The sequence below is a fragment of the Flavobacterium sp. genome, assembly GCF_031422135.1.
Lineage (GTDB): Bacteria > Bacteroidota > Bacteroidia > Flavobacteriales > Flavobacteriaceae > Flavobacterium.
The window spans coordinates 68,850-91,364 of sequence record NZ_JANOQD010000033.1 but is presented as its reverse complement, the minus strand read 5'-3'; the positions used below and the strand labels follow the sequence as shown (position 1 = coordinate 91,364).

The following is a 22,515-nucleotide window of genomic DNA, read 5'->3' as shown; positions in this document are numbered from 1 at the left end:
ATGAATCTACTGCTATAAAATCTCCAGATTCTCTGGAAGATGAAGATTTGTTGCTTTTACTAGCTTTTCTTAATTCATTCTGTGCCTTAACATTTGCAATTTTAAATTGTGGTATTTTGCTTGCATCTTTTAAAGTATAATTCTTTAACGTAATGCTTTGTTTTGGGACTGTGTTGTGATCCTCAAAATCGTCTTGGCAACCATACAGTAATAGTACTGTAATGATAGCTAAAAGTAATTGTCTCATTTTTTGTTTCATTCGGTTTTAGTTTGTTTTTCAACTCATTTTGCATAGTGCAGGGTTGAATCGGTTTTCCCTTTTCTATTTTTATCATTTGTTTTAAAAAAAAATACTAGTTTTGGGCGAAGACCAAAACTAGTATTGCTTATCAATAATAAAAACCATCATCATAAGAAGCACTAATAACCCATTTATCGTTTACTTTTCTCATTAATGCAGTATAATGATTTAAAGATCCAAAACCAGATTTGCTCAAACCAATATTAAAACTGATTAAAGCATTATTCTCATCAATAATTAATGGTTTAGTGAGATATAAAATTAGTTTTTCAGGTAAATTTATATATTCACCAGAGTTTATAATATTTCTTAAAGTTTTATTTTTCATTAATGATACTTTATAATTTTTAAAGTCAGTAATTTTCCAACAATAAACAGATTCATTCTCTAATTCAGATTTTACTTTCCTTAATTGAATGGAATCTAAAATCCACTCATTACTAAATTTACCCCAAGAATCTTTATAATTAAAATTTAATTCATATGCTTCAATTGATTGGGATTTTTTTAGCGATTCTTCTATCACAACAATTTCTAAATTTCTATAGTTTTTATATCTTTCAGTTGCTAATTCAGCATTTAAAAAATCGCTCACGATGTTAGTTTCTGATTGTGATAGTTGAGGAGAAATATTTTTAATTATTTGGTTAGATTTATCAATCTTTTTTGTTGAACAAGAAAGAATGAAGAAAAGACCAAAGAAAAATATAATTATTTTTTTCATGATTATACTAATTACAAGGTTGTCCAATTGGATTTTGTTGATTTGGAGTTCCTTGTCCAATAGGTGTCCCATTCTGTTCACAAGCAGCACGATTTAATATTCTCACTCTATCGGTATTGCCAATTGGAAAGGTAGTATCAAAAATAGGAGTTCCATTTAATCCACCCCATGCTAAATCATTATAAATTTGATCTGGATTTATTCCAGTAGGTACTGGTGTTCCAGTTTGATATTCTTGCAAAGCCCTTCCAAGTGCACCAACATAACTTTGTGCCATTTGTTGGTGTTGAATATCTACAGCACTTGTTGATGCTGGATATTTTTTTAAGACATATAAATCAAATAGAAATGGAAAATCATCATACGAACCTGCATTTGAAGGATTTGCATTATGATAATCATCAAACAAGCTCAAAAAATACGCATGAATAACTTCATGAAACATTAACGATGCAATAAAAAGTTTTGTTTTGCCTGCATAGTCAGGCGAAATGTAAATAGTATAATTATATGGAGAATTCCATTTAGTTGTTGCAGGACTAGTATTACCGTTTGGCAATGTTTCGGTTTTCATCATAGTATTATAGACACTCCCATTTGCATCTAATTTTGCTAAAACTTTTGCTATATCAGAAACAGTTGTACTTTTTATAGCGGTTAAAACATTTTTTTGACACGGAGTTAAAGCTGAATCGTCAATTTGTTTTTCAATCAAGAATGGTTTTAGACTTGTGAATAAGGTAGGGTTTTGCATTACACGAGTGATTACTTCCAATGCAAAATCTTCAACTTCTTGTGATATATAATCTCCATCATCATTCAGATTTATACTTGCCGTTACATAACTTTTGATTTCTTTGTAAATTAGATTATTTGATGTTAAAAAATCTTTTTCGTTTTGTTGTAATGGATCGTAAAACTCATACTTGAAAATATCCGCTTTTAGTTCCTCTGGAGTTTTTGGTACCACAGGAACTGTCACTGGATTTAAAGTTGTTATGTTGTTAGAACCGCTTCCTGTGCCGCTTCCGCCGTGTCCGTTTCCAGTATCATAATTTGATGCAACATTGCAACTGCTTCTTACTGGCATATTTAAATCACATACTCTTTTTAAATAGCTATGTTGGCAGTCTTGTGTGGAACGATGTTCTAGCCCAACACCGCCACCATTTCGACCATTGCACATCATCACCCAAATACAGTTTAATACGCCTCCACTTCCTGAAGGATCAGGATCTACATCGTTACCATTACCAGTATACAATGTGGTTATACCATATGCTTTATTTGTTTCTATATTTGCAACAATAGTATAAGATTTGCTTGATTCATCATAAATAGGAGCTTGTGTTGGAGTGTATTTTACAGTAAACACTTCTGTTACAACTTCATCCTTAACGTGAATGACCAAGTTTTCAAAATAGTTTTGGGAATCTTCTTCTTTTTCAATAAGCATTGTGTAGGAGGTGAAATCATCAAACGAAATTTCAGAAACCGTTGATGAATCTACTGCTATAAAATCTCCAGATTCTCTGGAAGATGAAGATTTGTTGCTTTTACTAGCTTTTCTTAATTCATTCTGTGCCTTAACATTTGCAATTTTAAATTGTGGTATTTTGTTTGCTTCTTTTAAAGTATAATTCTTTAACGTAATGCTTTGTTTTGGGACTGTGTTGTGATCCTCAAAATCGTCTTGGCAACCATACAGTAATAGTACTGTAATGATGGCTAAAAGTAATTGTCTCATTTTTTGTTTCATTCGGTTTTAGTTTGTTTTTCAATTCCTTTTGCATAGTGCAGGGTTGAATCGGTTTTCCCTTTTTTTTATTTGAATTAGAACTGTAAATTTATCAGGCGCAAAATTAAATCGTTTTAATCCATTTTAGGATACGGGAAAACCGTACATTTTTTGTTAAAATTTAGCCAATATCAGCACTTTATAAGAAAAATAGTTGTAAAATTATTTTGCTGTAAATTGAAATCATCGTAAATCGAGTTTAAAGTTTGTTCCGTTTTTCTCATTCAATTTGGTTTTACTTTGGGTTGTTTTATATATAGAGGATGAAAATAGAGAAAAGGTTGGGAAGGGTTTGAATTATTTTTGCAAATATAAGTTATTTTATTAAAAATGACAAATAAGTCATTACAATTGTTTTATGCTATTTTGATATTGCAACTATGCAAAAGCAATATGAAAACGATAAAATAGTGCAGGAAGTAATTGATTGTATAAAAGCAATTAGAAAATCTAAAAATATTACTTTAGAAGCTTTTTATTTTGACACAGGAATTCATATTGCAAGGATAGAACAAGGAAAAACAAATATCACAGTAAAAACACTTTCAACAATATGTGATTATTTAGAAATTTCGTTAGTAGATTTTTTTAAAAAAGCGGAGGAAATAAAAGCTGATAAATTAAATAATCAAAATTAACCAAAGCTACAATACTGAAGAAATAGCTTCGCAAAAATTGAAATTTATCCTTAACTATCTTGGCATTTTTACAATTGCTATAATCATAATAACAAACAATAAAATTAATAGCCCCCAAAACAATTTTAGCGATGGTTTTGCCATTTCAGTAATTTTCTCATTTATTTTGTAGGCAATAATAGCTGGATAATCCAGATTTGGTTGTGAGAAATCGACATCGTCCATGTTTATTTTTTTGAAACCGTATTGCAATACTTTTTTATTAATCGAATTTATATTTGAATCAAAACGCATTTCACCAAGTAACTTCATTTTTAAAGCTGAAGCATTGGTTACTGAACTCAACCAATTGGGTTGTTTTTTAGAAATGTTTGCAATATAAGTCTCTAATTTTGGGGCAATAAACGCTTGCATTTTTTCTTTCCAAACCAGAGATAAAGTAGTATGAATAGCATATTTATTAGCGTACAAAACCGAAAATAATAGCATTGCAATACTAGAAACAAATAATAGTAAAGTCCAAAATTCGTGACGTAAAGCGTTTGTAATTACTTCAAAACCAGAAACGCCTTCGTAGTTTTGATACAAGAAAAAACTGGTAATTAAACAAACTAAGGAAGTAAAAACTCCAATTCCTACGACTAGAAACCAAGAAAATCCAGCTTTTAAGGCTATTTTTTTTAGCAATGATAAATTTTCTTTCATTTATTATTTTTAGTTTATTAATATTGAATGTGGTTTAACATTATTCATTGAACTCGTCAAAACGTTCTGGTACTTGTGGATCATAAAGTGGGCATTTGAATTCTTCCATGATGTCAACTAGTTTGTCCATTGTTTTTCCTTCGGTGCCATAGCAATCGATTTTTATGGATTGTGTTGTTGTTCTGATATGAAAAGCACCATTTCCTGATGGGTTTTTCCAGCTGGAATTGTCTACTTTTTCCCAAATGGCAAATACTTTTGTAATTCTGTTTAGGATAACTTCTATTGGTAATTCTTCCAATCCTTCAACAAGTTCGCCATCAGCAATGGCTTCGTAAACCAAGTGATGGTTAAGGTATATTCCTTCTTGGTAATTCCAAAATAGTAGTTCGTACATAAAAGTTTTTTTTTGAAACATTAAGAAATTAAGTAAATTATGGTTTTCATTAAGTATCCAAAACTTAATCTCAAAACGATTAAATTTAATATTCAAAAATGCCGTATTGGCTTGTTATTGTTAGTTTTTTATTCTCGCTTGCTTCTACTCTACCCACAATTTGTGATTCGACTCCAAAGGATTTTGATAGTTCAATAATATCGTTTGCAATTTCTGTAGGTACATATATTTCCATTCGGTGGCCGCAGTTGAAAACCTGGTACATTTCTTTCCAATCGGTTTTGGATTGTTCTTGTATGAGTTTGAAAAGTGGCGGAACTGGAAATAAATTATCTTTTATGATGTGCAAATTGTCTATAAAATGGAGAATTTTAGTTTGTGCGCCTCCACTACAATGCACCATTCCGTGAATATCGTTTGGCGTAAATTTTTCTAGTATTTTTTTAATAATTGGAGCGTAGGTTCTGGTTGGCGAAAGCACTAATTTCCCTGCATCAAGAGGAGAATTCTCCACTTTATCAGTCAGTTTTACGTTGCCTGAATAGACCAAATCCGAAGGCACTTTGTCATCGTAACTTTCTGGATATTTTTGGGCTAAATAATTGTCAAAAACATCGTGACGGGCTGATGTAAGTCCGTTGCTTCCCATTCCACCATTATATTGGGTTTCGTAGTTGGCTTGACCGAAAGAGGCCAATCCTATAATAACATCGCCTGCTTTAATATTGGCATTGTCAATCACATTGGCACGTTTCATTCGTGCTGTTACGGTCGAATCGACTATTAAAGTTCGAACTAAATCACCCACATCGGCAGTTTCACCTCCTGTGGAATGTATGGTTACTCCAAAGGTTTTAAGTTCAGTGATGAGTTCTTCGGTTCCATTGATTATAGCAGAAATGACTTCGCCTGGAATCAGATTTTTATTGCGACCAATAGTTGACGATAACATAATATTATCAGTTGCTCCAACGCATAATAAATCGTCAATATTCATAATTAACGCATCTTGTGCAATGCCTTTCCATACAGATAAATCGCCTGTTTCTTTCCAATACATATAGGCCAGAGATGATTTTGTTCCTGCTCCATCAGCGTGCATTATTAAGCAATAATCAGCATCATTAGTCAAATAATCAGGTACAATTTTGCAAAATGCTTTAGGAAATAATCCTTTATCAATGTTTTTGATGGCGTTATGCACATCTTCTTTGCCTGCGGAAACGCCTCGAAGTGCATATCGTTTTGAAGTGTCTGAACTCATTTTTTGTGTTGTAGTTGTTGAGCAAAGATAACCATTTGAATTACGAATTACGAATTAGGAATTAGGATTTTTGAACTAATTATCAACTATTTCAATTTCTACACGGCGGTTGGCTTGTCGTTCTGCTTCGGTTTGTTCAGGTACTGGAAATAAGGGAAGTGTACTTCCAAAACCTTGGTAAGACATTCTGGTTTTGTCAATGTTGTTTATTTCAAGAAATTTATAGATTGCTTTGCCACGTTGTGTCGAAAGATCTTTTTTATCCACCTTAATACAGCACAAATGTCCTTGAATATTAATTTTTAGATTTGGATTTTGTTGCATTACCAGTAATAATTCGTAGAGTTTTCCTCTGGATTCATTAGTTATTGCAAAAGTATTGAGTACAAAATTCAGGTTGCTAAGCATTAGTTTTTCCCCTTTTTGAGCTTTATCGAGATTTTTCATAAAATTGACATCCAACTTGTACTCGGAAGAAGTTCCATTTGGATTTTGGACAATTATAGTTTCAGGAAATACAATTTCTTTTTTAGGTATAACAACATCTTTAGGTTTTAATCCTAATATTTCGGCTTCACGAGGAATGTCGATTTCTTTGAGAAAAAAAAGTGTTACTTTTCGGTTTTTGGCTTTTGCACCAGACTGTTGATGAAGTTCACCAAAGGTTCTGGTTTTGCAATCGTCTCTGGTTTTCACTCTTTTGTTAATGATTTGAAAAATACGATTCACTCTTTTTGAAGCTAGCGTGTCATTATATTTTGTAGAACCGTCTTCATCACAAAACCCATATACACCAACAATTTTGCTGGTTTTATTTTGGGTTATCCAGTTTTGAAATGATTGTAATTCGGTAGGTGTTGGCTCATATTTGTTGCTATCAAAATAAACCGAAAACTGTTCTTGAGCATAGGTTGCATTGAAGAAAATAAAAATTAATAATAGCAAAACACCTTTATTCATAATTGTACTTTATATTGAAACGAGTTTCAGTAGTATGTAGTACAAATAAAGGTGTTTTTTTGAATTAATACTACTTTTATTTCCAATCTGGCATTGTTGCATTGGTATATAATGTACTTCTGGAAGTTGAAACGGAAATACCTGATTTTTGAATGTATCGAGTAGAAACCCCGTCATTTGAGGTATTTACAAAAAATATTTCAGCTTCGTTTGGAGAGAAACGTACATCTAAATCGTTCGTTCCTGCCAATTTTCCAACATTTAATTGTGTTGTCGTGTTTAAAACTAAATTATGGAGAAATATATTACTATCTAACATTCTGTAATCCGAAGACTGAAAACCTGTGATATCACGTGTAAATAGTAATTTTTCATTATTGACCGAAAAATGCAATCCACTTATTGCTCCATTCACACCATTAATAACGGTTTTTACGAACATTCCCGATGCATTTATAACTATAATTTCTGCGTTATACCCATTTACATCATTAAGTTTCAGTGCAATTAGTGATCCATCAATACTCCAATCGCATTCTGAAATAAACTTTCCTCCAACAGTTTGATAGATTTGGGATAATCCACTTCCATCGGCATTGATTTTGTAAAGTTTATCAAAGTATGGGTATATAATTTGGCTCCCATTTCCAGACCAAGAAAAATTGATGTAATCCAGATTAAATCCTGTAATTGGCACTGAGTTTGTGACTTTAAAAACATTGGAACCATCAGGATTCATTGTGTAAATGTGTTCTTGTGCTCCATCGGATTTTATAAAAGCAATTTTATTAGCTTGATTGTTTTTTCTGGGTCTGTAACTATTGGCAGATAATGGAGAAATTGCTAATTCATTTCCAGTATCATTTGCAACAAAAATAACATTGTTTGAATTTATCTTTCGGGTGAATAAGAATCGTGCGTTGGGAAAAATAGCCGTTCTAAAACTTCTCACTTCACTCAACACTTTGGGATTTATTCCGTCAGAAACAGAAACTTGCCAATAATATTTTGTGGCATAATTCAAATTTTGTAATACATAGTTTGGGTTTAAAATATCTGCGAAGACTTGTACATTGTCATTCGCATCACTTCTCAAAATGACTTCATATTTGAGCGTATCATCATCAGGATCAGTAGCTGTCCATTTGAGAGCAACTTTTAAAGGTTCATCTATAGCATTATCTGCTGGAGCAACTTGAATAGGTATTGTAGGCGAACTATTTTCAGATACTTGAGGTTTTAGTTCAAAAATAATTTCAATAGCCGCATTTATTAAAACCGAGCCAGATTCAAATTTTGCTACATATCCTTCTTTTTGAGCTTGAATTGAATAGGTTGCTGCTGGAATATTTGACAATACAAAATTTCCATCTTCATCAGTAATTACAGAGCTTGTTGCAGGATTGGTTGAGATTTTTGCATTTGATAACGGTTCAAAAGTTAATTCTTTTACCACTCTTCCTTTTATGATCCCAAAGCCAGTATCAGTTATCACTTCCTTACTACACGAAAATAATACAATGGTAAGAAGAAATCCAAAATTGTAGATTCGATTTTTCATACTATTATTTGTTAGTGTTAATTAGTTCTTGATAATTAGTTTCTATCGCTTCTATTTTTTGTTTTGGTTTTCGTTTCCCAAAATAATAGCTAAGCCCTAAACCAAATCTTAAAAAAGAATCTTTTTTAGCTCCTTTAATTAAATAATCAAGATTGTCATTATTCGTGATGTTACTTTCACCAAAAGCTTTAATTCCTATATTATCAGCAATCATATACTCGATGCCGGCACCAAATTGAGCTTTCATAAATTTGTTTTCGAATGCACTATTGGAGTTGTATCCCAATCCAGCAAAAACATAAGGTGAGTATTTGTCAAATGGTAATAATAAAGCTTCGACATTCAAATCCCAAGAAGCATAACCAACTTCCAACTTGTTTGTATTTCCAAACCAAAAAGCATTTGTAGAAGCACTTAAATTAAAAGTAGGTGATATGAAATACTTAATAGCGCCACGAATCATAGGTCTCATACTCGGATTGGCATAATCATCGTTGATTAATGAGCCGCCGCCTGATAATTCTAAACCAAATTTTCCTCTTTTTTGATATAAATGACGCCCATAGAGTTGTGTTTCGTCAGCAATAGCTTTTTCTTTATCGTATTGATTTATCAATTCTGTAATTTTTAAAATTGGTGCATTTACTTGCCATATATTATCTCTAATTCCTTCTATAATAAGTGATTCCACTCCTTTTTCGATGGCTTCAGTAACGGCTAAATGAATGGGTTCATTTTTAGTATATCCCGTTTCGACTTCTAACAGTCTTTTGAATTTTACATAACGAAACAAACTAGCGTCTATGGCTTGAGATAAGATTGTTTTTGAAACATAAACTGTTTTTAGAATTTTACCGTTGGAAGTAGAAACCAATCTTAAATAGACTGAAATCCTATCTTGGCGATACCGCGTAGAAATTCCTGCTCCAAAATATCTGGCTCCAAAACCACCTGTTAATATATTAGAATCGTAGGAAATAATACCTCCTTCGACTAAAACTCCTGCAAAAAGTAATGGTGTGAGTTGTGTTTCTGTTGCTTCAGTATTCTTAGAGTATTCTTGCCGAGTTGATCTTATTATGTTTCGTTCGTTGAGCAAATTGCCTAAGTTTTCACGCTCGATTGGGGTAAACCATTTTGAATCTTCTAATGCTTTGATAAGTATTGTTGTAGCACCTTGAGTAACCGCAGTACTAAAAGTACTTCCGTTATCAGCTGCTTTATATTGTCCTGTTTGATCTCTAAACTTGTAAACACCAACTACAATAGGCTCTAGGGGTTTAGGCAAGTTTTTTAATGTTATGGTCGATACCGTACTTTCTCCAAGTGTTGCTTTTTGAATTCCCAAAGGTTGGTTAAAATACGAACCGCAACTTACAATCATAGCCGAACTGGCTAGACATAATAGAATTGTATATTTCTTCATATTAATTTTTTGGAATGATTACTTGTGTTTGTTCGCCAGTTTCTGTGTCTAAAATATCGACTACTAATCCTCCCCCTGATGGGTATACTTCGACTGAAAGACTTCCAAAGGTATATGTGCCTTCGGTTATGCCGTCTGTTCCAAATTGTTGTTGAAAAAGTGATCTTGTTATTTGACTTAATAGTTGGCTATTCAAATTTTCTGTAAATCGTTCCAATTCTGTTTTGTTAACTTTAGGTTCTTGTGGCTCCTTGTATAGATTTTGAGCTTCGGCAGAACTTAAAAGCCATTGATAATTGAACGTATCGCCACCAAAAGCAGGATTTTTGGGTTTGTAAACCAAATCTTGACTGTATAATGCATTTGAAATGATACCTAAAATTATGTATAACAGAATTTTCATACTTAAAAATATTAGTATTGTGAAATGAATTTATTTTGTTTTTCTAAATTTTTAAGATAATTGTATATTTTTGCTACCGAATCTTCCGCCATTTCTTGAAGAAACTCTTCGTCAGGTTTTGTAACAAATTCATTCAAAATAGTTTCATCAATTTTTACTTTTATAATTGTAGTTCTTGAATTTGACAATTCTTCTTCTACCACTACCATTTTTGATGAATTAAGCTTTAGTCTGTTGTATTGATTGTAAAAAACATCGTAGAAATCTTTCCCCATCTTGGTTTTAGTTTCGTCTGATACTATTCCAGTAATTTCAATTCCGTCTTTTGGTTTTATTGAATTTACTTTTTCAATTTTTTTTTCACCTAAAACGATTCTATCCTTTCCTATTAGGTTTTGATCTTCATCATAAATCAATAATAATATAACAACTTGAGTATCCTTAATTAAATTAATCTGGGTTTTGGATAGCGATTTTATTTGATTGGCTTCTATAGTAAAACGACCACTTTGTGAACTGTTTGAGGCATTCTTTTGAGTGTCCGTTTTGATAACAGTGAGTTTATAAAACAAACTTTTGTATCCATCTGTCAAGTTTTCTGCAAATCCTGTGATTGTAATGTAATCTGTATTATCTTCCATTTCAATTTTAGCCTTAATCTCTTTATTGGTAGTCTGACTTATACCTGATACTGGTAAAACTAAAATCAAGACGATTAAGAGGTGTTTTAAAATTTTCATTACTTATTAATTATAATTACGCTTCTTTGATTTCCTATTTGCAAAACACTCATTGTTGCTGATATTGAATTAGAACCAAAATTGTACAAACTCAAATTATCACCTAACTGTGTGAACTTGTTTAAAATAGTCGTGTTTGTATATATTGATTGGTCTTGAATAAAATTATTATTCCCTTTTTGAATTACTGATTGGGAAATTTTATTTGCCGATTTGTCAATATTTATATAATTATTTGTTCCTGTTTGATTCAAACTTAAGGTCACATCATTTGAAGTCGTATTTATATTAGAAAAATTAAAATCTCCAATTTGAATTAAATTCACACTGCTTCCTTCCTGAAATAGTTGTTGATTTATTTCCAGTTGTTGTAGACTTTGCTCATTTTGATTTTCTAAAAAAGGAGTTTCTGTAACACCAATTACTTTTAAATCTCTATTTTTTTGAGCTGGTGTTTTTATCTCTTGACAGAACAATTCAGCAAATGAAAATAAAAGTACAATCGAAATATAAGGAAATAGTTTTTTCATTTTAAATTGTATTTTAAAACAAAGGGTAAGAAAAAAATTTAAATCTTCTTACCCTTTACTTCAAGTTAATTTAGTCGTTTTGTAATACCGTAATATAATTGGAATTACCCACTTGAACATTCACACTATTATGACCCGTCCCCATTTGAGTCGCTTTTGTATAATTGTCATTACCTATTTGTAGGCTATTTACAGTCAAATCTTTACCCCATTGTACAGATATTGCATCATTGTCGTTACCGTATTGATAGTGGTTAGATTCATTAGCTGTTGCAGCAGTTATGCTAGCACTACCATTTTGATATTGTCTAGAGTAGTTTCGTTTTCCTCCTTGACTTACATAAGCAATACCGTAATCGTCATCTTGGTGTTGGTAAGCATCATTGTCACCATGAGGAGAAACTGGCACTGGAACTGCATTACTAAATGCTACTGCAGCTGCAGAAAACACTGGAGTTGATGGTAATGGATTGTTTCCTGAAGTACCTTGGTCAACGGTAGCTTTGTTGTTGTCTCCATGTTGTTGTTGGTCTGCAAAATCGTAACCAGTACTTACATTTGGCACTAATTGATCTTGCCAAATTGTGGCTTGGTTATCGCTTCCAATTTGTTCTTGGTATGCATCATTAAACAAGTTACTTTGCGAGGTAAAGGCATTGTTTCTTGCACCATCTTGATCAATTTCGGAATAATTGTTGTTTGAAGCCGCGCTTTGACCTGGTAAAACACCTTGTCTAATTTTTGCAACGTTCAATAAACCGTCTTGGTCTACATCAGCCCATTGGCTAGTTCCAATTTGGAACACATCACTTGAATTTGATTGAGCGAAAGCTCCCATTGAACAAAGCATCACTGAGATGCTAAAAATCACTTTTTTCATAATAAAAATATTTAATTGGTTATAATTACATATTATTATGAAATGCCAGTTCTCAAATTGGGATTAATTTTAAATACTTAAAAATCAGTATTATATATTTGGAAAATTTTATAGTGGTATTACATTTCAAAGATATATAAATTGTAATACGAGAATATTTGCTTGTTGTTAATTTATTAAATATTTATCTTTTTTTCTATATAATAATTAAAAAATACGACGAAATACACTTTATTATAAATTAATGCTAATTTTTTGTAGAAAAAACTTATACTTGATATAATTAAAAATAGGGTTGGAAATAACCTATATTAGTTAGGATTATAAATTTTAATTTGATTTACAAAAAAATAACCTAGATAAAAATCGTCAAGAAAAGTAAATTCCAAAAAAAAAGCTTCAAAATTTGAAGCTTTTTTTAAGTAATTATATTGAATTTTTAATGGCTAATCTAAATCCTTCACCGTGAATGTTTAGTATTTCTACTGTATCATCTGGTTTAAGATATTTTCGAAGTTTGGCAATGTACACATCCATACTTCTAGAAGTGAAATAGTTGTCGTCTCTCCATATTTTAGTAAGAGCTAATTCTCTTGGCATTAAATCATTTTCATAAACAGCAAGCATTTTAAGAAGTTCGTTCTCCTTTGGAGATAATTTGATAGCTTCTTGTCCTGGAAAATTTAAGAATCTCAATTTAGAGTTCAAATCAAATCTACCAATTTTAAATTCAAATTTAGCTACATCTGTTTTTAACTCTGAACTTTTTCGTTGAATTATAGCTCTAATTTTCATTAATAAAACTTCGGAATCAAATGGTTTATTCAAATAATCGTCTGCTCCTACCTTGTATCCTTTTAGTACGTCTTCTTTCATAGATTTCGCAGTCAAGAATATAATAGGCACATCCTTATTTTTTTCTCTTATTTCTTTAGCTAGCGTATATCCGTCTTTGTACGGCATCATTACATCAAGTATGCACAAATCATAGTTGTCTTTCTTGAATTTTTCAAAACCTTCCATTCCATTTTTAGCTAATACAACCTCAAAATCATTCATATTGAGGTAGTCGCGTAATATAGATCCAAAATTTGGATCATCTTCTACTAGTAGTATTTTTTTGTTTGCTTCCATATTTAATATATTAATGGTAATTTTATTATAAACGAACTGCCTTTTCCTTTTTCACTTTCTACCATAACTTCTCCATTATGGTCATCGACTATTCGTTTTACGTAAGACAAACCTAGTCCATGTCCTTTTACGTTATGAATATCTCCTGTATGCTCTCGATAAAATTTATCGAATATTTTTTTCTGTGCTACTTTACTAATTCCTAATCCTTTATCTTTTATTCTAATGATTATAAAATTTTTAATATTTTCGGTTTCAACAGTTATAATTGGGTTATCCGTAGAATATTTTACTGCATTTTCTAGTATGTTTACTAGTACGTTTGTAAAATGAACGTCATTTAACAAAGCCGTTGTTTTTGAAGCTTTTAAGTTTTTATTTAAAATTCCTTGTCGATCTTCTAGAATCAAACTTACATGATCTATTGCTTCTTCGATAATTTCGTGAACATCGTTTGCCTCTTTTTTAATGTCTAATTCTCTTTTTTCTAATTTTGAGATTCTCAATACATTTTCAACTTGCGCATGCATTCTTTTATTTTCATCTTTAATCATTTGAAGGTAACGAAAAACTTTTTCTTTATCATCAATGATTTTTGGGTTTTTTATGGCATCTAAGGCTAAATTTATGGTAGCAATAGGCGTTTTAAACTCATGTGTCATATTGTTTATGAAATCTGTTTTGATTTCAGAAATGTGACGTTGTTTATTTAATTGATTCAATGCACTATAATAAGCAACAATAATTATGGCTGTAAATAGAAATGATAATAAAGCTATTCCGATTAAATCTGATATTAAAAAAGCTTTTTTATCTGGAAAACTTACTAGCAATTGGTATTTACTAACTCCATCATTATCTGTGAAAACAGGAATATCGTATGTGTTTTTTTTATCAAACTTAAAATCTTCTGATTTTACTTTTGTAGCTAATCCATTACTGTAAATTCCATAATCAAATGGTGTTTTAATACCATATCCACTAAGTTCTATTGCTAAAATATCTTGCAATTGCTTGTTTGAGACTCTTTGCGTTATGGATCGTGTGGCTGCGATATCTTTAAAGTAAATTTCAAATTGAACTTTATCCAGTATTTCCATCCTACCATATTTCTCCACTTTTTCTGAGGGAGAAATTGTGTTTTGAATATCTGAATTGTCAATCGATTTATCATTAAAGACTTCTGTAACACGTTTAGAAACAAAGTTTTTAAGTTGTGTTGAATCATTATTTTTATCAAAGAACGTAGAAGATATTGTGTAATCTTCAGGTATTATACTATTTGAATATATTATTGTTTCTTTAGTTATTGCATTTTTTTCAACATAAAAAAATTTTAATAATTCACTTTGTTGTGGAGTTTGTCCTATACTATCTTTTAGTTTATTGTAGGTACTTAAAAAAGTATAGGTTTCTTGTTCTTGCAATTTTTTAGAAACATTTCCTATGACTTGTTTTACTTGATATTTGAACTGTTCCTCTTTATTTTTAAAAGAAGCATTTATCAAATAACCTTGCACAACAATAATTCCTAGCAAAGAAATAGACATTAAGAAAACAACAAAACGAAACAATGCTTTATTCATTGAAACAAAATTAACATTTTAACATTTGAATACTAAATAAATTAACCAAACATTAACAAAATGGTTTTTTAATGTAGATTTTTTATTTTTTTAAGAATTGCTTTTACTTGAGATTTAGCAATCTCAAAATCATCATTCACTATTATATAATCGCTTTTTTCTGCTTTTTGAGCATCAGTCCATTGGTTTTTAATGCGATCTAAAATATGTTCTCGAGAACAATTATCTCTTTTCATTACACGAGTTATTCGCGTTTCTTCGTCTGCAATTACCGTTATCACGACATCACAATATTTATAACTTCCGCTTTCAAATAATATTGCAGCTTCTTTGATTACAAATGCAGCTTTTTGATGTTCTTGCACCCACATATCAAAATGTTTTTTTACTAACGGGTGTATAATTGAATTAAGTATTTTTAGCTTTTCTGGTGAATTAAAAACAATTTTTGAAAGTAATTTAGGGTCAATTTTATTATTAATTATAATATTTTTACCAAACTCTTCAACTATTAAACTGATTGTTTCAGGCAATTGCATTATTTTTTTAGCTTCGTCGTCAGCAATATACACAGGAATATTACTAGATTCAAAAAGTCTAGCAATAGTAGTTTTACCACTTCCTATTCCACCTGTCAAACCAATTATTTTTGTCATTTATACTTTAAAAAAAAGTTCGGGAAATGCTTCTTGAGGTTTTTGTTTGAGAATATTAATTTTGAAAAATGATTTCATAAAGCCTAATCCGTACCCGAAAAATTGTTTCCACATCGCAATTATAGATAAATAGCCAACATAAACACTTCTGTTTTGAATTGTCGAAACTATGAAAACTAAAAATGTATATGCAAAATATAGCTTCAATATCCAATCAAAAGTAAATACTAATGAGAAAACCCCAATAATGAATCCTATAACAAATAATGTAGGTAGAAAAAAAGTAGGTTTTGCATATTCTGGATACCAATAATTCAATATAGGTCTAGCTTTACCAAATTTATTTACCTGTGTATAAAATTTTTCCCAATCTATTCTTCTTTTGTGGTATACAAAGGCTGAAGAAATCAATTTGGTTTCAAAACCCAATTTCCACAAACGAATACTTAAATCTGGATCTTCTCCAGGATGTATGTTTGAGAATCCTTTTGAGGCTTCAAAAGCCTTTTTCGAAATTCCCATATTGAAACTTCGAGGCTGAAATTTTTCTACTCTCTCAGATGCTCCACGGATTCCTCCTGTAGTAATTACGGATGTCATTGTGAAGTTTATGGCTTTTTGAACCGAAGTAAAACTAGGCAACATAGCATCTGGGCCACCAAAACAGTCTACATAGTTTGTGGTTAAACTTTTATCAACTTCGATTAAATAATTTTCGGGAAGTATACAATCTGAATCTAAAATTATAAAATAATCTCCTTTTGATTGACTCATTCCAAAATTGCGAGAATCACCAGGTCCAGAATTGTATTTTAAATAATAGGTGATAGAAAGTTTATCCTTATATTTATCTACAATATGCTCACACGGAATTGTAGATCCATCTTCTACTATTATAATGTCAAATGGTATAGTATAAATTTGTTTCGCAAGGCTTTGTAAAAGTTCTTCAATTTCATCAGGTCGATTGTAAACTGGAATTATAAATGAAAAATTCATCTGTTAAAAAAATTTTTACAAAGTTACATTTTTTTATAAAAAAAAGGTCATTCACAATTGCGAATGACCTTTTTAATTTTGAATAAATAATTATTCTTTAACCACCTTTATAGTTTTAGTTAAACCATCAACAGTAACTTTAACTAAATAAGTTCCATTAGATAAGTTTGACATATCCACTTTAGCTTCTGAAGCATTAATTGTTTTAGCTAACACTTCTTGTCCTAACAAGTTGAAAATAGAAACACTTGATATATTAGTTCTATAAGAAATGTTTAAAACATCTTGAACAGGGTTAGGATATGAAGTGAAATTAGCTTTATCAAAACTATTGGTTGCTAATGTTGTATCAGTCATATTTATTTTAAAAGTTCCTTGCTCAGCGGCATTACTCCATACTTGAACAAAATAAGTGTCCCCAGCAATTAAACCAGTCAATGCTTCTGAGGTAGCCCCAGTCAAATCAGCATTACATGTGCCAGCGACAGCTACTAGAGTACCACAAGCACCAGAATATATATTAAAGTTTGCTGAACTCATTGTTGTAGGAGTCACTAAACAAGTAACTTCACCAGAAGTTGGCGCTACAAACGAGAACCAAACGTCTTGAATTACTCCAAACGTATCACAAGAAGGTTGCACTGCTGATACATCACCAAAAGAGTTGTCAGAATTTGTATCTGAACCATCCACAGTAACTGCTAAAGCTAATGCACACGTTTGATTGGCAACTGCTGGCGGATTAACCGCTACACAACTAACCGCCATAGTGTAGGCGCCAAAATTCCCAGCATTCCAACCTTCAACAGCAATGTAATAGGTAGTTGCTCCAACAGCATTAAAGCTAACCCTAGAACGAGTTTCAAAACCTAAACCACATGTAGCATCATCATCATTACCAGCCACAGCAGTTAGAGCACCAGTTGTTCCAGTCAAAACTAAAACAGAAGAATCATAAGAAGAACCACAAAGGTTTAAGGTAACCGACTGATCTCCACCAACATTCACATACTTATACCAAACATTTCTAGAGTCTAAATCTACACCAAACTGAGTTGTTGGTGTTATCGTTTCATCAATAGAAGCATTTGTAGTATTCCCATTATATGTTGTACCACATAAAATTGCTTCTGCATTTGCAAAATTATCATTTGCTGGAGGTGAAGCTGTAGTTACTGTAAGTATATTTGTACCCGTTGTTACATTATAATAAAAATCGTAAGGACCTGCACCACAACGCAAGTACTCATAAGCTTTGACATAATAGGTGGTAGAAGCATTCAATCCAGTTACTGTTACTCCTGTTCCTGTACCGTCATAAACAATTTGCTGACCTGTACCTGCATAAACTGCATTAGCTACTAAAGCTGGACCATTTCCATCTACAGGATCAGTAAAAGTAGCCGAATCACTAAAATAAACCACACGTCTACCACCATTACCCGCAATAAAAGTTAATGGTGCTGTAACCAAAGTTGGAACAGAAGCTAAAGTTGAAACCTGTGTAGCTGGTGAAGCTGGTGGTGTTATTGTAGAAACACTTGAGTAGGCAGTCATCCCAGAGCCAGTACATGTAATTCTCATTCTATAATAAATAGTTGTTCCCCCAAAAACAGGCGGAGTATACGTTGTCGTTGTTGCTCCTGTGCCACCAACAGCATCTACTGGTGCAGTAGCAAAGTTGTCAGTTGATTGTTCCCATTGATACGTTAATCCAGAAAAACCTGTTGTAAATCCTGAAACAATAAGTGGTGCTACAGCTGCTGTAGGACATACTGCTAACAATGCAGGTGCAACTGTACCTCCAACTGGCATTCCAGTACAAGGATTTGGTGGTGTAAAAATAAATGTTAAACCACTAACAGGCAAAACTGTTGCGCTGAAAGTTACCGTCGCAGCATTAGTAGCCCCTACAGTTGTTGCGCCCCAGTTTGTAGTTGTTGCACGTGTTAGAAAATTTGTATTTACAGACCCTCTAAGTCCAACTTGTATAGTTGAAGCCGATGCTGAACCAAATGAAGCACCATAGACTAAGTCAACAATATTGCTTGTTTCATTCAAAACAATTTGATAATCAATTGTTCTTAAAGTTGCATTATAAGGCCTCATTTTAGAGAATTGTATTACTAGTTTTTGATTCGGGGTAGTTCCAGTCACAACATAACTAATTTTTCCAGATCCAACGTTAAAACTTCTTCCTGCTCCACCTGAAGTACAATTTGCAGAAATTGTAACAGTGGTAGTGGTAGTTGAAACAACTGTAGCACCACCTGGAATACCTGTCCCTATAATTGGAGACCCTACCGTATATGGAGTTGTTGAACCTGCAGTGATTGTAATTGTTGGAGAACCATTAACATTGGTTCCAGTTGCGGCATAACCTCCATTACAATCAAATCCAAAGGCAGCAATCGCTCCATCATAAACATTAGTACTGGCAATAGGGCTATAAGTATCAACAGCTGGAGCTGCTACACCAAAGGCAACAAATCCGTTTGTATTTACATAAATATTAGCCCCTGAAGCGTAAGCAACTCCTGAAAAGGTAAATCCAAAAGGCAATGCTACTGTATAATTGTTATCATCTAATGCCCCTGCAGAAACACCATTAGCTACTGTTTGTGTTCCTAAAACAGTTTCTCCAACTAATGAAGTATAAGTGCCATTACTTTGGCTAAAGCTGTACTCACTTGCTTGCGCATAGCTTCCCGTGATTGCCGCCAAAAAGAAAGCTACTAAAAATGTAATTTTTTTCATAATGTTTTTTATTATTTAAGTTTGACTCGCAATGTATAAATTATATTAACAAAACGTTAATTTAATATACTATAGTCGATTAAATGCATAAAAAAACCTGTAATAAGATTACAGGTTCGTATTTTATTTGTTAAAAAATTATGATATACTTGGAATACCTACCATTTCATTGACCTCCGTATTATAATCTACACCTTGAAATCCAAACCCAAAAAGATTGTGAAAATCACTTCTATATCCTTGTAAATCTCCAATTTCTGATAAATTTTCAGTTGTTGCTTGCGCCCAAAGTTTTGAAATTTTTGCTTGCAATGTTTCGTTTAGCTCCCAATCGTCAATTCGGATTCGTCCTTTGTCATCAACAGGAACATTGTCTCCAGCATACAATCGTTGTGCATACAATCGCTGAATTTGTTCGATACAACCTTCATGAGTTCCTTCTTCTTTCATTAATTTATATAATAAAGAAATATACAGCGGTATCACTGGTATGGCAGAACTGGCTTGAGTAACTAGCGCTTTGTTTACTGATACATAAGCTTTTCCATTCAAATCAGATAAAGAATCAGTAATAGTAAATGCTGTGGCTTCCATATCGTCTTTAGCACGACCAATAGTTCCTTTTCTATATACAGCTTCTGTTAATGAAGAACCTATATAGGAATAAGAAACTGTTGTAAAACCTTGAGCTAAAACCCCAGCATTTTTCATTGCATCTATCCACATTTTCCAATCTTCTCCACCCATTACAATAACGGTGTTTTCGATATCATCTCCTTCACAAGGTGCGATAGAAATATCTGTTACTTTTCCAGAATGAAAATCGACTGTTTTGTTGGTATAAGTCGCCCCAATAGGTTTCAAAACCGATCGGTGGGTAACTCCAGTAGTTGGATGTGTTCTAACAGGCGATGCCAAACTGTATATTACCAAATCGATTTGACCTAAATCCTGTTTGATTAAATCGATTGTTTGTTGTTTTATTTCGTTAGAAAAAGCATCTCCATTGATACTTTTAGCATACAATCCAGCTTTGCTTGCTTCGTTTTCAAAAGCTGCAGAGTTGTACCAGCCTGGAGAAGCTGTTTTTCCTTCACTTGGTGGTTTTTCAAAAAAAACACCAATAGTAGAAGCATCCGATCCAAAAGCACTTGTTATTCTTGAAGCCAATCCAAATCCTGTAGACGATCCAATAACTAATACTCGCTTAGCGCCTTCAATTTTTCCTTTTGATTTGATGTATTCGATTTGATTTTTTACATTTTGAGCACAACCTACTGGATGGGCTGTGGTGCAAATAAATCCTCTCATTCTTGGTTCTATAATCATTTTTATTTATTTATTTGTTGATGTGTTTATTTGTAAAATCAAAAATACTAAAAATTAAAGAAATCTAATACTCTAATTTAATAATGCTTTTGCATGGTTTAATGCCGAATCTGAAATGTCTTTTCCTGATAGCATTTCTGCAATTTCAACAACTCGTTCTTCTTTTGATAATAATTTAAGTTCAGAAATAGTACTCTCGCCTTGAACAAATTTGAATACTTTATAATGTTGATCTCCTTTTGCGGCTATTTGCGGTAAATGTGTGATAGCAAAAACTTGCATTTTGTTACTCATACTTTTCATAATATCGCCCATTTTATGAGCTATTTCTCCCGAAACACCAGTGTCTATTTCATCAAATATAATGGTTGGTAGTTTGGAATAGTTGGCTAAAATAGCTTTGACAGCAAGCATTATTCTGGACATTTCGCCACCTGAGGCAATCTTTTTGAGCAATCCAAAATCGGTTCCTTTGTTTGCTGAAAATAGTAATTGCACTTCGTCTTTCCCAGTTGGATAATAATTTTCAGTAGTGTTAATTTCAAACTGAAAACGTGTATTTGGCATTCCTAATGGAACTAAAATATCAATTATTTGTTGTATTAAAATTGGTGACGCTTTTTTTCTATTCTCCGAAATTTCGCTTGCTAAATCATCTATAATTTTTACATCCTCTAACAATTGTAATTCTAATTTTTTTATTTTATTTTCTAAATCATCAACCAGGACTATTTTATTATCCAAATCATTTTGAATGACTAATAATTGTTCGATTGTCTCGACCTGATGCTTTTTTTGAAGGGAATATAATAATTGTAATTTCTGATTTATGAGTTCTAATTTTTCAGGATCGTTGACCAATTTTTCAGATTGGAGTCCTAACTCATTAGCAATATCTTCAAATTCAATTAAAATACTATTCGTTCTTTCAAATAATTGATTAAAATCTGTGGAAACATTAGCGGTTTTTTGAAGTACTGTTTTTATTTCTTTAAGATTTTGAATAATCCCTATTTGCTCTTCGTTTGCTAATGCCAAAGTTTTATCTAACGATTCTTTTATAAACTCTACATTGTTAAGCATTTCAAAATCAGTTTCTAATTGGGATTGTTCATCCGATTTTAAATTTGCTGACAGCAATTCTTCTAATAAAAACGTGTTGTAATCTTGCTCCTTTGATAAGGCTTCTTTTTCAGATTGCACTTTTTTTAATTCGCTCCTTGTTGCTTTATATTTTGATAAATTGAGTTTGTAATTTTGAATTAAATGAGAATTACTAGCTATAGCATCAAGTATGAGTATTTGATAGGCTTCATTGGACAGTTCTTGAGTTTGATGTTGCGAATGTATATCTAACAAAAAATCACTCAATTCTTGCAATTCCGCAAGATTTACAGGACTATCATTTATAAAAGCACGTGATTTTCCTGAAGGTAGAATTTCTCTACGAATTATGGTAGAATCTTCATAATCCAAATCATTAGTTGCAAAAAAATCTTTGAGATTGTATTTCGAAATTTCAAATTGTGCTTCAATAACACATTTTTGTTCTTTGTCTTTAAGCGATGTTAAATCAGCACGTTTACCTAAAACTAAACCCAGCGCACCAAGCAATATTGATTTTCCTGCCCCAGTTTCTCCAGTAATAATTGAAAATTTATTCGAAAAATCGATGTCTAATTGTTCAATTAACGCAAAGTTTTTAATAGATAATGTAGTAAGCATAG

21 protein-coding genes are annotated in these 22,515 nt (G+C 32.0%); 1 reads left to right on the top strand and 20 read right to left on the bottom strand.

Going from position 1 to position 22,515, the window contains the following annotated elements:
• The 3 genes from RMO70_RS05755 to RMO70_RS05745 form a co-directional block, all read right to left on the bottom strand.
• A partial coding sequence (locus RMO70_RS05755) for a hypothetical protein (RefSeq protein WP_310555471.1) occupies nt 1-247 on the bottom strand: 247 nt, incomplete at its 3' end.
• 142 nt (nt 248-389) lie between these two features.
• Complete coding sequence (locus tag RMO70_RS05750; protein WP_310555470.1) at nt 390-1,025, bottom strand: hypothetical protein; 636 nt, start codon at nt 1,023-1,025, stop codon at nt 390-392.
• A gap of 7 nt (nt 1,026-1,032) precedes the next feature.
• Nucleotides 1,033-2,772, bottom strand: coding sequence for a hypothetical protein (locus RMO70_RS05745; RefSeq protein WP_310555469.1), 1,740 nt, complete (start codon nt 2,770-2,772; stop codon nt 1,033-1,035).
• Nucleotides 2,773-3,203: 431 nt separating this feature from the next.
• On the opposite strand from RMO70_RS05745, the gene RMO70_RS05740 reads away from it, so the two are divergent.
• The gene (locus RMO70_RS05740; RefSeq protein ID WP_310555468.1) at nt 3,204-3,461 is read left to right on the top strand and encodes a helix-turn-helix transcriptional regulator; all 258 of its coding nucleotides are present in this window, start codon (nt 3,204-3,206) and stop codon (nt 3,459-3,461) included.
• Nucleotides 3,462-3,515: 54 nt separating this feature from the next.
• On the opposite strand, the gene RMO70_RS05735 is transcribed toward RMO70_RS05740, so the two are convergent.
• From RMO70_RS05735 to recN, 17 genes are all read right to left on the bottom strand, one after another.
• Complete coding sequence (locus RMO70_RS05735) at nt 3,516-4,166, bottom strand: hypothetical protein (RefSeq protein WP_310555467.1); 651 nt, start codon at nt 4,164-4,166, stop codon at nt 3,516-3,518.
• Between the two features lie 40 nt (nt 4,167-4,206).
• Nucleotides 4,207-4,563: a hypothetical protein gene (locus tag RMO70_RS05730; protein WP_310555466.1), complete on the bottom strand. Its 357-nt coding sequence runs from the start codon at nt 4,561-4,563 to the stop codon at nt 4,207-4,209.
• Nucleotides 4,564-4,648: 85 nt separating this feature from the next.
• On the bottom strand, nt 4,649-5,827 hold the full coding sequence (locus RMO70_RS05725; RefSeq protein WP_310555465.1) for an AIR synthase related protein: 1,179 nt from the start codon (nt 5,825-5,827) through the stop codon (nt 4,649-4,651).
• 75 nt (nt 5,828-5,902) lie between these two features.
• A complete protein-coding gene (locus RMO70_RS05720) occupies nt 5,903-6,787 on the bottom strand; it encodes an OmpA family protein (protein ID WP_310555464.1) in 885 nt (294 codons plus the stop codon).
• Nucleotides 6,788-6,863: 76 nt separating this feature from the next.
• Nucleotides 6,864-8,348, bottom strand: coding sequence for a carboxypeptidase regulatory-like domain-containing protein (locus RMO70_RS05715; RefSeq protein WP_310555463.1), 1,485 nt, complete (start codon nt 8,346-8,348; stop codon nt 6,864-6,866).
• A 4-nt stretch (nt 8,349-8,352) separates the two neighbouring features.
• Complete coding sequence (locus RMO70_RS05710) at nt 8,353-9,774, bottom strand: CsgG/HfaB family protein (RefSeq protein WP_310555462.1); 1,422 nt, start codon at nt 9,772-9,774, stop codon at nt 8,353-8,355.
• A gap of 1 nt (nt 9,775) precedes the next feature.
• Nucleotides 9,776-10,177: a curli assembly protein CsgF gene (locus tag RMO70_RS05705; protein ID WP_310555461.1), complete on the bottom strand. Its 402-nt coding sequence runs from the start codon at nt 10,175-10,177 to the stop codon at nt 9,776-9,778.
• Between the two features lie 11 nt (nt 10,178-10,188).
• The gene (locus tag RMO70_RS05700) at nt 10,189-10,917 is read right to left on the bottom strand and encodes a CsgE family curli-type amyloid fiber assembly protein (RefSeq protein WP_310555460.1); all 729 of its coding nucleotides are present in this window, start codon (nt 10,915-10,917) and stop codon (nt 10,189-10,191) included.
• Nucleotides 10,917-11,447 (bottom strand): hypothetical protein, encoded by a 531-nt coding sequence (locus RMO70_RS05695; RefSeq protein ID WP_310555459.1) that lies wholly within the window; start codon nt 11,445-11,447, stop codon nt 10,917-10,919. The genes RMO70_RS05700 and RMO70_RS05695 overlap by 1 nt, the downstream gene beginning before the upstream one ends.
• A gap of 70 nt (nt 11,448-11,517) precedes the next feature.
• Nucleotides 11,518-12,327 (bottom strand): hypothetical protein, encoded by an 810-nt coding sequence (locus RMO70_RS05690; protein WP_310555458.1) that lies wholly within the window; start codon nt 12,325-12,327, stop codon nt 11,518-11,520.
• A 426-nt stretch (nt 12,328-12,753) separates the two neighbouring features.
• Nucleotides 12,754-13,461, bottom strand: coding sequence for a response regulator transcription factor (locus tag RMO70_RS05685; protein ID WP_310555457.1), 708 nt, complete (start codon nt 13,459-13,461; stop codon nt 12,754-12,756).
• Nucleotides 13,462-13,463: 2 nt separating this feature from the next.
• A complete protein-coding gene (locus RMO70_RS05680) occupies nt 13,464-15,047 on the bottom strand; it encodes a HAMP domain-containing sensor histidine kinase (RefSeq protein ID WP_310555456.1) in 1,584 nt (527 codons plus the stop codon).
• A gap of 68 nt (nt 15,048-15,115) precedes the next feature.
• On the bottom strand, nt 15,116-15,703 hold the full coding sequence (coaE, locus tag RMO70_RS05675; protein WP_310555455.1) for a dephospho-CoA kinase: 588 nt from the start codon (nt 15,701-15,703) through the stop codon (nt 15,116-15,118).
• Nucleotides 15,704-16,702, bottom strand: coding sequence for a glycosyltransferase (locus RMO70_RS05670; protein WP_310555454.1), 999 nt, complete (start codon nt 16,700-16,702; stop codon nt 15,704-15,706).
• Nucleotides 16,703-16,792: 90 nt separating this feature from the next.
• The gene (locus RMO70_RS05665) at nt 16,793-19,459 is read right to left on the bottom strand and encodes a T9SS type A sorting domain-containing protein (protein ID WP_310555453.1); all 2,667 of its coding nucleotides are present in this window, start codon (nt 19,457-19,459) and stop codon (nt 16,793-16,795) included.
• Nucleotides 19,460-19,597: 138 nt separating this feature from the next.
• Complete coding sequence (fabV, locus tag RMO70_RS05660; protein WP_310555452.1) at nt 19,598-20,788, bottom strand: enoyl-ACP reductase FabV; 1,191 nt, start codon at nt 20,786-20,788, stop codon at nt 19,598-19,600.
• A gap of 72 nt (nt 20,789-20,860) precedes the next feature.
• Entirely contained in the window at nt 20,861-22,513 is a 1,653-nt protein-coding gene (gene recN / locus RMO70_RS05655) for a DNA repair protein RecN (protein WP_310555451.1), read from the bottom strand.
• Nucleotides 22,514-22,515: the final 2 nt, after the last annotated feature.